General features: G+C 69.1%; 10 protein-coding genes and 1 tRNA gene. 1 reads left to right on the forward strand and 10 read right to left on the reverse strand.

Annotated features, from left to right (window positions below):
* Positions 1-6 precede the first annotated feature (6 nt).
* Positions 7-1,416, forward strand: a complete 1,410-nt coding sequence (locus AB0M26_RS02760) for a protein kinase (RefSeq protein WP_365253400.1) — start codon at positions 7-9, stop codon at positions 1,414-1,416.
* Here AB0M26_RS02760 and AB0M26_RS02765 read toward each other — a convergent pair whose 3' ends face one another.
* From AB0M26_RS02765 to gnd, 10 genes are all read right to left on the reverse strand, one after another.
* A complete protein-coding gene (locus AB0M26_RS02765; protein WP_365253403.1) occupies positions 1,417-2,910 on the reverse strand; it encodes a hypothetical protein in 1,494 nt (497 codons plus the stop codon).
* The gene (locus AB0M26_RS02770; RefSeq protein ID WP_365253406.1) at positions 2,910-4,841 is read right to left on the reverse strand and encodes a VWA domain-containing protein; all 1,932 of its coding nucleotides are present in this window, start codon (positions 4,839-4,841) and stop codon (positions 2,910-2,912) included. The genes AB0M26_RS02765 and AB0M26_RS02770 overlap by 1 nt, the downstream gene beginning before the upstream one ends.
* Before the next feature lie 203 nt (positions 4,842-5,044).
* The gene (locus AB0M26_RS02775) at positions 5,045-5,179 is read right to left on the reverse strand and encodes a DLW-39 family protein (protein ID WP_003958712.1); all 135 of its coding nucleotides are present in this window, start codon (positions 5,177-5,179) and stop codon (positions 5,045-5,047) included.
* Between the two features lie 155 nt (positions 5,180-5,334).
* Positions 5,335-5,408: transfer RNA gene (locus AB0M26_RS02780), tRNA-Ile, on the reverse strand.
* Between the two features lie 61 nt (positions 5,409-5,469).
* A complete protein-coding gene (locus AB0M26_RS02785) occupies positions 5,470-6,090 on the reverse strand; it encodes a DUF3566 domain-containing protein (protein WP_365253409.1) in 621 nt (206 codons plus the stop codon).
* A gap of 3 nt (positions 6,091-6,093) precedes the next feature.
* Positions 6,094-8,721 (reverse strand): DNA gyrase subunit A, encoded by a 2,628-nt coding sequence (gyrA, locus tag AB0M26_RS02790; RefSeq protein ID WP_365253412.1) that lies wholly within the window; start codon positions 8,719-8,721, stop codon positions 6,094-6,096.
* A gap of 68 nt (positions 8,722-8,789) precedes the next feature.
* Positions 8,790-10,808 carry a DNA topoisomerase (ATP-hydrolyzing) subunit B gene (gene gyrB / locus AB0M26_RS02795; RefSeq protein WP_365253415.1) on the reverse strand — a complete coding sequence of 673 codons (2,019 nt, stop codon included), beginning with the start codon at positions 10,806-10,808 and terminating at the stop codon, positions 8,790-8,792.
* A gap of 259 nt (positions 10,809-11,067) precedes the next feature.
* Positions 11,068-11,619: a DciA family protein gene (locus tag AB0M26_RS02800; RefSeq protein ID WP_365253418.1), complete on the reverse strand. Its 552-nt coding sequence runs from the start codon at positions 11,617-11,619 to the stop codon at positions 11,068-11,070.
* Positions 11,616-12,788 carry a DNA replication/repair protein RecF gene (gene recF / locus AB0M26_RS02805; RefSeq protein ID WP_365253421.1) on the reverse strand — a complete coding sequence of 391 codons (1,173 nt, stop codon included), beginning with the start codon at positions 12,786-12,788 and terminating at the stop codon, positions 11,616-11,618. The genes AB0M26_RS02800 and recF overlap by 4 nt, the downstream gene beginning before the upstream one ends.
* Before the next feature lie 58 nt (positions 12,789-12,846).
* Positions 12,847-13,722, reverse strand: coding sequence for a phosphogluconate dehydrogenase (NAD(+)-dependent, decarboxylating) (gnd, locus tag AB0M26_RS02810; RefSeq protein ID WP_365253423.1), 876 nt, complete (start codon positions 13,720-13,722; stop codon positions 12,847-12,849).
* Between the last annotated feature and the right edge of the window lie 57 nt (positions 13,723-13,779).

The following is a 13,779-nucleotide window of genomic DNA, read 5'->3' on the forward strand; positions in this document are numbered from 1 at the left end:
GGGGCAATGGGTGAGATCTTCGCTGGCCGGTACGAGCTGATCGACCCGATCGGGCGGGGTGGTGTGGGGGCCGTCTGGCGCTCTTGGGACCACCGGCGGCGGCGCTACGTTGCGGCCAAGGTCCTGCAGCAGAGCGACGCGCACACTTTGCTCCGCTTCGTCCGCGAGCAGGCGCTGCGGATCGACCACCCCCATGTGCTGGCTCCGGCGAGCTGGGCGGCGGACGACGACAAAGTCCTGTTCACCATGGACCTGGTGAGAGGCGGCTCCCTCGCCCATCTCATCGGGGACTACGGCCCGCTGCCTCCCCGCTTCGTCTGCACCCTGCTCGATCAGCTCCTCTCCGGCCTCACGGCCGTGCACGCCCAAGGCGTGGTCCACCGGGACATCAAGCCCGCCAACATCCTTCTCGAAGCAACAGGGACGGGCCGTCCGCATCTGCGGCTCTCCGACTTCGGTATCTCCATGCGCAAGGGCGAGCCGCGACTCACCGAGACCAACTACGTGGTGGGCACGCCCGGTTACTTCGCACCCGAGCAAATGATGGGCGCCGAACCGGACTTCCCGGCCGATCTCTTCGCGGTCGGCCTCGTCACGCTGTATCTGCTCACGGGCAACAAGCCGGACTCCCAGGCCCTTGTCGAGCACTTCGTCTCGCACGGCGTGCCAGGCGCGCCCGAGGGCGTCCCCGAGCCGCTGTGGCAGGTGCTGGCGGGGCTGCTGCAGCCCGATCCGCAGGCCCGCTTCCGTACGGCCACGGGTGCGCGCAAGGCGATCACCGCGGCGGCCGAGATGCTGCCGGACAGCACGCTCGAGGAGGAAGTGGTCGAGGTATTTGACCACTTGGGCCCGCTGCCCGCCGGTTTCGGCGCCGAGGGCCCCGAGACGGGTGGTCCGGGCCATCCCGGAGCTACGGGTCCCAGTGGCGCGCACGCTGGCGGCCGAGCCGGTGCCGACGGAGCACGAGGGACCGGCGCACCGTCGATGTCCGACACCGGCAGCTTCCACCTTCCTCCGCCTGCGCGACAGCGGAACGAATACCCCGAGCAGCCGCACACCCCGCCGACGCCCACACCGACCCCGATGCCCGCTTCGGGGCCCATGGGCGCCCAGCCCCCCGCACAGGTTCCTTCTTCCGCGCATCCGTCCGTCCCCTTCCCCTCAGCGCCGCCGGACATGGCGCAGGCTCCGACCGCTGCGGTGCGCCACGATCACGCTCCTACTCGTCCATACACCGCTCACGGCTCGCAGGTTCCCGTCGCCGCGTCGCCCGCGCCGGCCGCTTCCGCAGTCACCACGCCGCGCACGGCCACCCCTCAACGCAGGCCGGGACCGCCCCCGAAGGTGGCGATCCCGGTGCTGGTCCTCGCGCTGATGTGCTTCGCGGTCGGCATCTGGGCCATGACCGCGATGTGACTACCGGCCGGGCGGCTGCCCGTACCGGGGGTCCTGCGGCGGGCCGGCCGACTGCTGCCCCGCGTGGGGCTGGCCGGGCTGCGGCTGCCCGGCCTGGTGCCACGGCGGCACAGGTGACTGCTGGTGCGGCAGAGCGGCCCCGGGCGGAAAGCCGGTCCGCTGCGCCGGCGCGCCCTCGTACGGCGAACCCCCGGCCGCAGCAGCCCCGCCGGCGCGTCGGCGCGCGACGAGCATCCACATGCCGAGGCCCACCAGCAGCACCGTGCCGGCGCCGATTCCCGCCGCCGCAATGAGGGTCAGGGTGTCGCTCTTCGCTCTCTCCGCCGCGGTCTGACCCTTCTCCGCGGCCTCCCGGTCCTCGTCCGTGAGGCCGAATCCGGCCGCTGCGGCGTCCCCGTCGTACTGCGGCCCGGGCTTCGCCTCACCGTCGATGTTCAGCCGCAGGATCAGCGGGATGCCGCCCTTGGTGAATTTCCCGACGTCCTGGTGGAGACTCACCGCCAGGTAGTACCAGCCCGCGACCTGCATCCCGTTCACCGCGGTCGTCGTGCTGAAGCGGTTGGCGTACGCGACAGGCGCCGTCGGACCGGTCGTGACGGACTTCTGCTCGCCGTTGTAGGCCATGGAGTCGTCGTCCACCCGGCCTCGCGCCGTGTTGTAGAGCTCGTACGTCAGCCCGGCGCTCGCGTAGCCGCTGTCCTGCGTCATCGCGCCGTTGGCGAGTTCCAGGCGTCCCGCGAGCTGCTGCCCCCAGTCGAGGGGGATCCGGTAGAAGCGGGTCTCGCCCGGCTGCAACCGGTCCTTCCACACGCCCTCGTCGAGCGCCGGTGCGTCGTTGAAGCCTGTGCCGCCCTCGCGGTTCCGCGCCTGCTTCAAGGGCAGGGTCGGGGAGGCTGAGGGCCAACTCGTGGGCGCGGCTGTGGAACCGGGGCTCTTCAGGCCCGGCTCCGACATGTAGCGGATCTCCAGGGGCCATTTCCCGGGGTCGGAGGTGGGATCGCTGGTCCGCTCGACGACGAAGTAGTACGCCCCTGGCTCTTGGCAGTTGCCCCCTTCCTTGATCGTTCGGGTCGCGTAGGCGGCGATCGGCCGGGGCTGCTCACCCGAGCCGAAGTTCGCGTCGCCGCTGCCGCATTCGGCGTTGTCGGTGGACTGGAGACTGGCCTTGATCCCGTCGCCGTACTTCACCGAGCCACCGGGTTTCGGCACGGCCACGGCCGAGACGAACGCGCCGGACCCCTCATCCAACGTGACGCTGTAGTAGAGCTTTTCGCCCGGCCCGATGCTGTCCTCGTAGAATCCCGGCCTGATCGGCGGCGCGTCCGCGCTGCTCTCCGTGCCGGCGACCTTCTGCGCCCCGTCCGCGTTTCGGTAGGGGGCCGGATCACCCGAACCGTCGCCCGGTGCGGCCATGGCCGGCCCTGGCACCAGCCCCACCACGCACAGCGCCGCCATCGCGGCGAGGCCCGTCCGGGCCCTGCAGCGCTGCCTCATCACGCGCCACCCCTCGTCATCGGATCAACCGGACCGCGCCTGCGTCGTACGAGCAGAAGCACCGCGACCGACACGACCGCGGCACCACCCGCCCCTGCGGCGATCACGGCGCCGGACCATCCTGCCCCGGCCGGTGCCGCGCTGTCTCCGTGCGCTGCTCCTTCGCCCTTTTCCGCCCCGCGCTTGTGGAGGACCGGTGCCTTCTGCTGGGGCCCGGTGAGTTCGTCACCGACGACGTCGACGCGGAGGACGACGCCGATCGCTGCGTTCTTGGCGATCTTCGACGCCTCGGGGCCGAGGGAGACGGCGATGTAGTAGTCGCCCGCCGAACGGACCGGGACGGCCGCCGGGGCCGATTCCCAGCGGTTCGTCCAGGCGACGGGGACGGTTCCGAGCTCGACGGACATGGGCTCGCCGTAGTAGGGATTCTGCGCCGTGAACTCTCCGCCGGGCGTGATCGGTGTCCGGCCGGGCGCGAAGGCCGCGGTATCGACGAAGGAGCGCGCGCCGCGGGTGTCCGTAAGGGTGGGCTCGTTGGCGAAGTCCGCGGAGTAGCGCAGCTGTTGGCCCCAGCCGACGTGAACCTTGTAGAAGCGGGTCTGGGCGGGGAGCACCCTGTCGCGCCAGACACCGCGTTCAAGGCGGCGGGCATCGTTGAAGCCGGTGCCGCCGCTGATGTTCTTGGGCGTCCCCGTGGGCGGGGCGGCGTCCTTGCCGGCCCTTCCGTACTCGGTCGCGGACTGTGCGGGGACGATGCCCTTCTTCAAGGCTCGTTCGCTTCCGTAGCGAAGTTCGAGGGGCCAGCGTGCCTGATCGGAACCGGAGTTGCTCGAGCGGTGTACAGAAAGCAGATAGCGGCCGGGCTCGTCGCAGCGCTGCTCGCCTTCGGCGGAGGGGACGCGGCTCACGGCCGTGGTGAGCGTCATCGCTCCTTCGTCCTGGGCGAAGCGTGCGTTCTCGCTGTCGCAGGAGGAGTTGTACTCGTTGCCGGAGGTGAGCTTGAGCTCGATCCCGTCGCCGTACGCGACCTTGACGCCGGGCTGGGGGACGGCTGTCACCGCCATGTCGGCAGTCGACGTGTCATCCAGATCGGCCGTGTACCACCGGGTCTCGCCGGGCCCGATGGTGTCCATGTACTGCCCGGGCGCGATGTCCGGCGCGTCGCTCGCCCGTGAACCGCCCGTGATCCGCTCGCCCTTGAAGCGGTAGCCGTCGGCGGAGAGCCGTGAGGCTCGCTCGAGCTGACGGGCGAGGGCATCGGCGTCGTGCGCGTCGTAGTACGAGCCGTGGCCGGCGTCGGCCATGCACTCCAGTTCGTCGCGGGCCTTGCCGCGGACCTGGAAGCCGATGGTGTCGATCCTCAGATCGACGCCCTTGCCGCCCAACTGCTCGGCGACGTCGCAGGGCCGGGGTGCGCCGCAGTTGTCCTCACCGTCCGAGATCAGCATGATCGTGCGGCGCCCGAGGGACCCGCCCGAGGGCTCCGGCAGATCGGCCTCCGCCTTTCGGAGGGACAGGCCGATCGGGGTGTCTCCCTTGGGTGTCACGTCCGCGACGGCCTGTTTGATACCGGCGCGGTCCAGCGGCTCGACGGGCCTGGCAAGCCGTGTGTCGTCACACCCCTTGGGCTTGTCTGCCCCGTATACCCGCAGCCCGGTGGGATATCGGTCGGGCAGAGAGTCCACGACCGTTCCAACCGCCTTGCGGGCGGAGGCGATACGGGTGCTGCCCGAGCCGTCCTCCTCCTTCATCGACCCCGAGGAGTCGAGCACCATGACCAAGCTGTTCCGCCCGTCCGCCGGTGCCTGCGCGCTGTCCAGGACGCCGTGCGCCACCGTCGGGGACGCTGCTGCCAGCAGCGGACTCTGGGCCAGGGCCAGCAGTGCGCCCCCCGCCAACGCCCGAGCCGTCCGGCAATGCCGTCGTGCCATGTCCTGCGTCCCCCTCACACACAACCCTGATCGCATTTGCTCATGCAAGGTATTCATTTGCTCAGGCAAACTCAAGGGGGATGGGCGTCACGGTCCGGCAACAGCGCCCGCCGCGAACCCCGCATGTTTCCGACCAGCAAGAAGCCGAACAGCACGAAGCCCCGGCCGCACCGCAGCCGGGGCCCGTCAGGACTGTTGGTGGGTCACACACCCGAACCTGCGGGCACGGAGTCGGTCGCCTCCGTCCACAGGTCCTGCTCGGCGCGATCCGCCTGGATCTGGCGGTACACGAGGAGCCCGCCGATGGCGGCCAGTGCGACCAGGAGAAGCTTCTTCACCGCGCGACCTCGTCTTTCTTTGACGTAGGGGACCTCTGCCGCCCGACTATACACACCGGCCGATACCGATCGGTGACCTGTGCCGGGCTCAACTTCCTCACGCCGCACACGAAAACGGACCCGGGGGAGATCTCCATCCGGGTCCGATCACACAGTGGGGCTAACAGGACTTGAACCTGTGGCCTCTTCCTTATCAGGGAAGCGCTCTAACCGTCTGAGCTATAGCCCCGCGCTGCACCGAAAGATTAGCGCACGTCGGGCGCAGTCCCAAAATCGGTTCCGGGGCTGCGCTACTCGTCCTCGGCGAGCGTCAGCTCGACGCCGCCGACGAATCCCGCTGAGAGGTTGTAGATAAATGCGCCGAGCGTCGCGAGCGCGGTCGCCAGCACCACATCGATCACCGCGATGATGGACGTGAACATGAGCACGCGCGGCAGCGAGAGGAACGACTGCAGGTCAAAACCGCCGCCCTCGTCGGATCCCGTCGCGTCGCTGATCGTCCCGCCCACCGTGCTGAAGACACCCATCGCGTCCATCACCAGCCACAGCACGCCCACGGCGACGATGGTGCAGATCCCCAGCGCGATGGAGAGCAGAAAGCTCACCTTCATCACCGACCACGGATCCGCCTTCGCCACCCGCAGCCGTGCCTTACGGGTCCGCGGCGTCGTGCGCACCCCAGTGCGCGGGCGGCGTACCGCCTGTCCCGGCGCGGCGCCCGGGGGCGACGGGTACGCCTGCGGCGGATGGTACGGCTGCGCACCGGCCTGGGGGTGCTGGACATGGTGAGGCTGCGGCTGGCCGGGACCGGCGGCCGTGCCACGGGCACCCTCCGTCACGGTCGCGGATCCCAAGGGCGGCTGGCCCTCAGGTCTCCGACCGCCCGCCCCGGCGCCCGTGGCTCCACTCACGATCTACTCCTCGTGCTCGTCGGCCGGGGACTCCGCGTCCTCGGCCGCCTCCGACGCGGCGCTCTCGGCTGCATCGGCCAGTTCCTCGACCTCTTCAGCCTCACGACCCGCCTCGGCGTTCCTGGCGATCCCGACGACGGCATCGCGCTTGCCCAGGTTGATCAGTTGGACACCCATCGTGTCACGGCCGGTCTCCCTGACCTCGTTGACCCGCGTACGGATCACGCCACCGCTCAGCGTGATGGCGAGGATCTCGTCGTTCTCCTCGACCACCAGAGCGCCCACCAGCGAGCCCCGGTCCTCCACGATCTTGGCGGCCTTGATACCGAGGCCACCGCGGCCCTGGACGCGGTACTCATCGACATTCGTCCGCTTCGCGTACCCGCCGTCGGTGGCGGTGAACACGAACGTACCCGGCCGGACGACATTCATCGAGAGGAGTTCGTCACCCTCGCGGAAACTCATACCCTTCACGCCCGAGGTCGCCCGCCCCATCGGGCGCAGCGCCTCGTCCGACGCCGTGAACCTGATGGACTGTGCCTTCCTGCTGATCAGGAGCAGGTCGTCGTCCGACGACACCAGTTCGGCGCCGATCAGCTCGTCCTCGCGCCCATCCTCCATCTCCCGGAGGTTGATGGCGATGACGCCGCCGGAGCGCGGGGAGTCGTAGTCCTTGAGCGGTGTCTTCTTCACCAGGCCGGACTTGGTGGCCAGCACCAGATAGGGGGCCGCCTCGTAGTCGCGGACGGCCAGGATCTCGGCGATCTGCTCGTCCGGCTGGAAGGCCAGCAGGTTGGCCACGTGCTGGCCCCGCGCATCCCGCCCCGCGTCGGGGAGTTCGTACGCCTTGGCCCGGTAGACGCGGCCCTTGTTGGTGAAGAACAGCAGCCAGTGGTGGGTGGTCGAGACGAAGAAGTGGTCGACGATGTCGTCCTGCTTGAGCTTCGTACCGCGAACGCCCTTGCCGCCGCGCTTCTGCGAACGGTAGTCCTCGGTCTTGGTCCGCTTCACATAGCCGCCGCGCGTGATGGTGACGACGATGTCCTCCTCGGCGATCAGGTCCTCGATGGACATGTCGCCCTCGAAGGGCACCAACTTGCTGCGCCGGTCGTCACCGAACTTCTCGACGATCGCAGCCAGCTCCGCGCTGACGATGCCGCGCTGGCGCTCGGGCGAAGCGAGGATCGCGTTGTACTCGTCGATCTTCGTCTGCAGCTCGTCGTGCTCCTGCACGATCTTCTGGCGCTCCAGGGCGGCCAGCCGTCGAAGCTGCATCTCGAGGATGGCGTTCGCCTGGATCTCGTCGATCTCCAGGAGGTCCATCAGGCCGCCGCGCGCCACCTCGACCGTCTCACTGCGCCGGATCAGCGCGATGACCTCGTCGATGGCGTCCAGTGCCTTGAGCAGACCGCGCAGAATGTGGGCCCGCTCCTCGGCCTTCCGCAGGCGGAACTTGGTGCGGCGGACGATGACCTCGATCTGGTGCGTCACCCAGTGGCGGATGAACGCGTCGAGCGACAGCGTGCGTGGCACACCGTCCACCAGCGCGAGCATGTTCGCGCCGAAATTGGTCTGCAGATCCGTGTGCTTGTAGAGGTTGTTGAGGACGACCTTGGCGACGGCGTCCCGCTTCAGCACGATGACGAGGCGCTGGCCCGTACGCGAGGACGTCTCGTCACGGACGTCCGCGATCCCGCCGATCTTGCCGTCCTTCACCAGGTCGGCGATCTTCTGAGCGAGGTTGTCGGGGTTCACCTGGTACGGAAGCTCGGTGACGACCAGGCACTGCCGGCCCTGGATCTCCTCGACCTCCACCACGGCGCGCATGGTGATGGAGCCGCGGCCGGTGCGGTACGCCTCTTCGATGCCCTTGCGGCCCACGACCAGGGCCCCGGTCGGGAAGTCCGGGCCCTTGATCCGCTCGACGAGCGCGTCCAGCAGCTCCTCGTGGGTGGCCTCCGGGTGCTCCAGCGCCCACTGCGCGCCGGCCGCCACCTCCCGCAGGTTGTGCGGCGGGATATTGGTGGCCATACCGACCGCGATACCGGCGGAGCCGTTGATCAGCAGGTTCGGGAAGCGGGCCGGCAGGACGGTCGGCTCCTGGTTCCGGCCGTCGTAGTTGTCCTGGAAGTCGACGGTCCCCTCATCGATGTCCCGGAGCATCTCCATGGACAGCGGAGCCATCTTGCACTCGGTGTACCGCATGGCGGCCGCCGGGTCGTTGCCCGGGGAGCCGAAGTTGCCGTTGGAGTCGACCAGCGGCATCCGCATCGACCACGACTGGGCCAGGCGCACCAAGGCGTCGTAGATGGAGGAGTCGCCGTGCGGGTGGTACGTCCCCATGACGTCGCCGACGACGCGGGCGCACTTGTAGAAGCCGCGGTCGGGGCGGTAGCCGCCGTCGTACATCGCGTAGAGCACGCGGCGGTGAACCGGCTTGAGACCGTCACGGACGTCGGGCAGCGCACGCGAGACGATGACGGACATCGCGTAGTCGAGATAGCTGCGCTGCATCTCCGTCTCGAGCCCGACGGGCTCGACGCGCATGCCCACACCCTCGACGGCGGCGGGGGTGCCTTCGGGGGTGACGGTGGTCTCGGGGATGTCAGGAGTAGGGGTGTCGTCGGCCATTGCTGGTCAACGTCCTTTCGCAGTTCGGTCCCTGGCGGCGGGCGGCGGGCCGGGGAGGAGCAGGCCGACTAGATGTCGAGGAAGCGGACGTCCTTCGCGTTGCGCTGGATGAACGAGCGCCGTGCCTCTACGTCCTCACCCATGAGCACCGAGAAGAGGTCATCGGCCTGAGCGGCGTCGTCCAGGGAGACCTGGCCGAGCACGCGGTGGTCGATGTCCATCGTGGTCACGCGCAGCTCCTCGGCGTTCATCTCACCGAGACCCTTGAAGCGCTGGATCGAGTCGTCCCTGACGCGCTTGCCGTTCTGCCGGCCGAGTTCGAGGAGCGCGTCCCGCTCGCGGTCCGAGTACGCGTACTCGAAGTCGTCACGCCCCCACTTGATTTTGTACAGCGGGGGGCGGGAGAGGAAGACGTGGCCGGCCTCCACCAGCGGTCGCATGAACCGGAAGAGGAAGGTCAGCAGCAGGGTGTTGATGTGCTGGCCGTCGACGTCGGCGTCAGCCATCAGGATGATCTTGTGGTACCGGAGCTTGTCGATGTCGAAGTCCTCGTGGACTCCGGTACCGAAGGCCGAGATGAGGGCCTGGACCTCCTGGTTCTGGAGGATCTTGTCGACGCGTGCCTTCTCGACGTTGAGGATCTTTCCGCGGATCGGGAGGATCGCCTGGTACTCGGGGTCGCGGCCGGACTTGGCGGAGCCGCCGGCGGAGTCACCCTCGACGATGAAGATCTCGCACTTCGCGGGGTCGTTGGACTGGCAGTCACTGAGCTTGCCGGGGAGCGAAGCGCTCTCCAGCAGGCCCTTGCGGCGGGTCAGGTCCCGGGCCTTGCGGGCCGCGACGCGGGCCGTGGCGGCCTGGATGCCCTTGCGGACGATGTCCGCGGCCTCGTTGGGGTTGCGGTCCAGCCAGTCCGTCAGGTGCTCGTGGACGATCTTCTGGACGAAAGTCTTCGCCTCGGTGTTGCCCAGCTTCGTCTTCGTCTGACCCTCGAACTGCGGCTCGCCCAGCTTGATCGAGATGATCGCGGTGAGGCCCTCGCGGATGTCCTCACCCGTGAGGTTGTCGTCCTTCTCCCGCAGCAGCTTCTTGTCACGCGCGTAGCGGTTGATGAGGCTGGTGAGCGCGGCGCGGAACCCCTCTTCGTGGGTACCGCCCTCATGGGTGTGGATGGTGTTGGCGAAGCTGTAGACACCCTCGCTGTACTGCGAGTTCCACTGCATCGCGACCTCGACCGAGAGCATCCGCTCCTTGTCCTCGGCCTCGATCGAGATCACCGAGGGGTGGACGAGGTCGCCCTTGCGGGAGTTGAGGTACTTCACGAAGTCGACGATGCCGCCCTCGTAGTAGTACCGGACCGAGAGCGGCTTGCCGTCCTCGTCGACGTGGTCGGGGCGCTCGTCGGTCAGCGAGATGGTGAGGCCCTTGTTGAGAAACGCCATCTCCTGGAACCGCCGGGACAGCGTCTCGAAGGAGTACTCAGTGGTTTCGAAAATGTCCGCATCGGCCCAGAAAGTAACGGAAGTTCCGGTAATCTCCACCGTTTCGTTCTTCGCCAGCGGAGCGGTCGGCACACCGAGCTTGTAGTCCTGCGTCCACCGGTGGCCGTCACGGCAGACCTCGACCGACACCTTGCTGGACAGGGCGTTGACCACCGAGACGCCCACACCGTGCAGACCGCCGGAGACGGCATAACCGCCGCCGCCGAACTTGCCGCCGGCGTGAAGCACGGTCAGCACGACCTCGACCGCCGGCTTCCCCTCGGAGGGGACGATGTCCACGGGGATACCGCGCCCGTTGTCCACGACCCGCACCCCGCCGTCGGGGAGGATCGTGACGTCGATGGTGTCGGCATGCCCAGCCAGAGCCTCGTCGACGGAGTTGTCGACGACCTCGTACACAAGGTGGTGCAAGCCCCGCTCACCCGTCGACCCGATGTACATGCCAGGTCGCTTGCGAACCGCGTCCAGGCCTTCGAGGACCGTGATCGCGCTCGCGTCGTACGACGGCTTGCCGGGGGTGGATGCGGTGTTGTTCTCGTTGAGATCGCCGGACTCGGCCACGAAGCGCCCTTTCTGGCACAGCACGAGCCGTCTCCAGGGCATACGGGAGCGGCTGCGTCGTTCGGTATGTTCCGCGATTGGGCGGGATTGCTTCCTAGTCTACCGGTAGCGTGGACATGAATGGGGGTTTGCGGGCGCCTGAGTCCGCATGTGCCGCCCTGAACCGCCATCGACCGACTCCCCATATGCGCCCCCGGGGGCCAAGAGGCTCACAGCGGCGCTCAGCGCTTCCGACTGTCAACCCTCCACTACCGTGAGGGACCCCCCGCTTCTGTGTGCTCGGTCACCCGTAGGTGTCGCCCGGCCCCTTGCTGCCGGGAGCACGCAGCCGGCCGTGGCGCTGCTGTGGTCCGCCGGGCCCCAGCACCTTGATCAACTTGACCGTGCCCTGCCCGAGATCCCCGTTCAGACGGGCGACGAGCTGCGGCGCGAGGAGGCGGAGCTGAGTCGCCCACGCCGTCGAATCGCACTGCACGGTCAGCACCCGTGCGTCCTCGTCGTACTTGATCGGCTCGCAGTGCTGCGCCACCTCGGCCCCCACGATCTGCGGCCAGCGGCCCATCACCCCGCCGACCGCGGCCGGAGTCTCCCAGCCGCGCTCGGTGATGAGGCGGTTGATCGCCGCGCCCAGAGGCAGCGGATCGCGGCCGTCGGCCCGTGCACCGGAGCGCAGCCCTCCGCGGCGGGCCTGCTTCTTCTGCTGCGCGGCGGCACCGCGAGCGCGCGCCTGTTCCTTGGCGGCCCGCAGCGCGACCCGGGCCAGATCCACACCCGACGCCTCCGGCTGTGGACGCGGCTGCGGCCTGCCGGGGTCAGCCTCTGCGTGCTCGCTCATGCGCGCTCCACCCTGCCGTCGGCGACCGTGAAGCGGGCGCCACGCAGCAGACCGGGCACGTCGTCGTCCACCGCGGCGGTGACCAGCACCTGCTCGCCAGGCGCGACGAGCTCGGCCAGCCGCTCGCGGCGCCGCTCGTCCAGCTCGGCGAAGACATCGTCCAGGACGAGAACCGGCTCACCCACCCGCCGCCCGTCCCCGGAGGAGGGCCCGTGCGCCATCGGGCTCTCGGCCCGCAACAGGTCGTACGAGGCCAGGCGCAGCGCCAGCGCGTACGACCAGGACTCACCGTGGCTCGCGTACCCCTTCGCGGGAAGCCGCCCGAGTCCCAGCAGCAGCTCGTCCCGGTGCGGCCCGACCAGGGTCACCCCGCGCTCGATCTCCTGCTTACGGGCGTCACCGAGGGCGGTGAGCAGCAGCGTGCAGAGGTCCTCGCGGTTGTTCGCGGCGGCGAGGCCCTCGCCCGCCGAACTCCGGTAATCGAGCGCCACCGGGCCCCCGCCGGGCGCCAACTGGTCGTACGCCTTGTCGGTCAGCGGCTGCAGTGCCGCGATGAGGTCCAGACGCTGGGCGAGCAGCTCTGCCCCCGCCCGCGCCAGGTGCTGGTCCCAGACGTCCAGGGTGGACAGGTCCATGGAACGGCCGCCGTGGCGGCGTGCCATGGCCGCGCTCTTGAGCAGTGTGTTGCGCTGCTTGAGGACACGCTCGTAGTCGGACCGGACCCCCGCCATCCGCGGCGAACGCGCGGTGATCAGCTCGTCGAGGAAGCGCCGGCGCTCGCCCGGATCCCCCTTGACCAGGGCGAGGTCCTCCGGGGCGAACAGGACGGCGCGGACGATGCCGAGGACGTCGCGCGGCCGGCCCGGCGACGAGCGGTTGATGCGGGCGCGGTTGGCCTTGCCCGGATTCAGCTCCAGCTCGATGAGCTGCTGCCGCTCGCCCTGCACCACCGCGGCCCTGATGACCGCGCGGTCGGCACCCATCCGCACCAGCGGGGCGTCGGAGGAGACCCGGTGACTGCTCAGGGTGGCCAGATAGCCGACCGCCTCGACGAGGTTGGTCTTGCCCTGGCCGTTGGGACCCACGAAGGCCGAAACCCCTGGCTCCAGCGGGACTTCGGTGCGGGCGTACGAGCGGAAGTCGGCGAGCGAGAGATGCGATACGTGCATGGCGTGCTGCGGCCTGCGCCGCCGGCCTCCCCTCGCTGCTCGTAGCGGCTGTTGCGTCCTACGCCTGTTCGACCGCGTGACCGCCGAACTGGTTCCGGAGCGCGGCGATCATCTTCATCTGCGGCGAGTCGTCCTGGCGGGACGAGAAGCGGGCGAACAGCGACGCGGTGATCGCGGGCAGCGGCACCGCGTGGTCGATCGCCGCCTCGACCGTCCAGCGCCCCTCGCCGGAGTCCTGGGCGAATCCGCGGAGCTTCTCGAGATGCTCGTCGTCGTCCAGGGCCTTGACGGCCAGGTCGAGCAGCCAGGAGCGGATGACCGTGCCCTCCTGCCAGCTACGGAAGACCTCGCGGACGTCGGTGACGGAACCCGCGGCCTCCAACAGCTCCCAGCCTTCGGCGAAGGCCTGCATCATGGCGTACTCGATACCGTTGTGGACCATCTTCGCGAAGTGGCCGGCACCGGCCTTGCCGGCGTGGACGGCGCCGCGGTCGCCCTCGGGCTTGAGGGCATCGAAGATCGGCTGGACCTCGGCTATGTGCTCGGGCTCACCGCCGTACATCAGCGCGTAGCCGTACTCCAGGCCCCAGACGCCGCCGGAGACTCCGCAGTCGACGAAGCCGATGCCCTTGGCGCCGAGCTGTTCGGCGTGCTTCTCGTCGTCAGTCCACCGGGAGTTGCCGCCGTCGACGACGACGTCGCCGGGCGAGAGGTGCTCGGCCAGCTCGTCGATCGTGGACTGGGTCGGCTCCCCTGCGGGGACCATGATCCAGACGACCCGCGGTGCCTCGAGCGCGTCCACAAGTTCCTTGAGGCTGTGGACATCGGCGAGGTCGGGGTTGCGGTCGTATCCGACGACGGTGTGGCCCGCGCGGCAGATCCGCTCGCGCATATTGCCGCCCATCTTGCCGAGACCGACGAGGCCGAGCTGCATCAGTGATCCTTTGTGACGTAGTGCTGGCGTTTCGTACCTTCGGTCGAGCCTACGCCC

Source organism: Streptomyces sp. NPDC051776 (assembly GCF_040681345.1).
In the GTDB taxonomy this organism is placed as follows: domain Bacteria; phylum Actinomycetota; class Actinomycetes; order Streptomycetales; family Streptomycetaceae; genus Streptomyces.

Bases quoted from the DNA above. Each gene is read 5' to 3' on its own strand.
- AB0M26_RS02770 (WP_365253406.1), bottom strand. From the start codon at position 4,841: ATGGCACGACGGCATTGCCGGACGGCTCGGGCGTTGGCGGGGGGCGCA.
- AB0M26_RS02760 (WP_365253400.1), top strand. From the start codon at position 7: ATGGGTGAGATCTTCGCTGGCCGGTACGAGCTGATCGACCCGATCGGG.
- AB0M26_RS02800 (WP_365253418.1), bottom strand. From the start codon at position 11,619: ATGAGCGAGCACGCAGAGGCTGACCCCGGCAGGCCGCAGCCGCGTCCA.
- AB0M26_RS02765 (WP_365253403.1), bottom strand. From the start codon at position 2,910: ATGAGGCAGCGCTGCAGGGCCCGGACGGGCCTCGCCGCGATGGCGGCG.
- gnd (WP_365253423.1), bottom strand. From the start codon at position 13,722: ATGCAGCTCGGCCTCGTCGGTCTCGGCAAGATGGGCGGCAATATGCGC.
- gyrA (WP_365253412.1), bottom strand. From the start codon at position 8,721: ATGGCCGACGACACCCCTACTCCTGACATCCCCGAGACCACCGTCACC.
- recF (WP_365253421.1), bottom strand. From the start codon at position 12,788: ATGCACGTATCGCATCTCTCGCTCGCCGACTTCCGCTCGTACGCCCGC.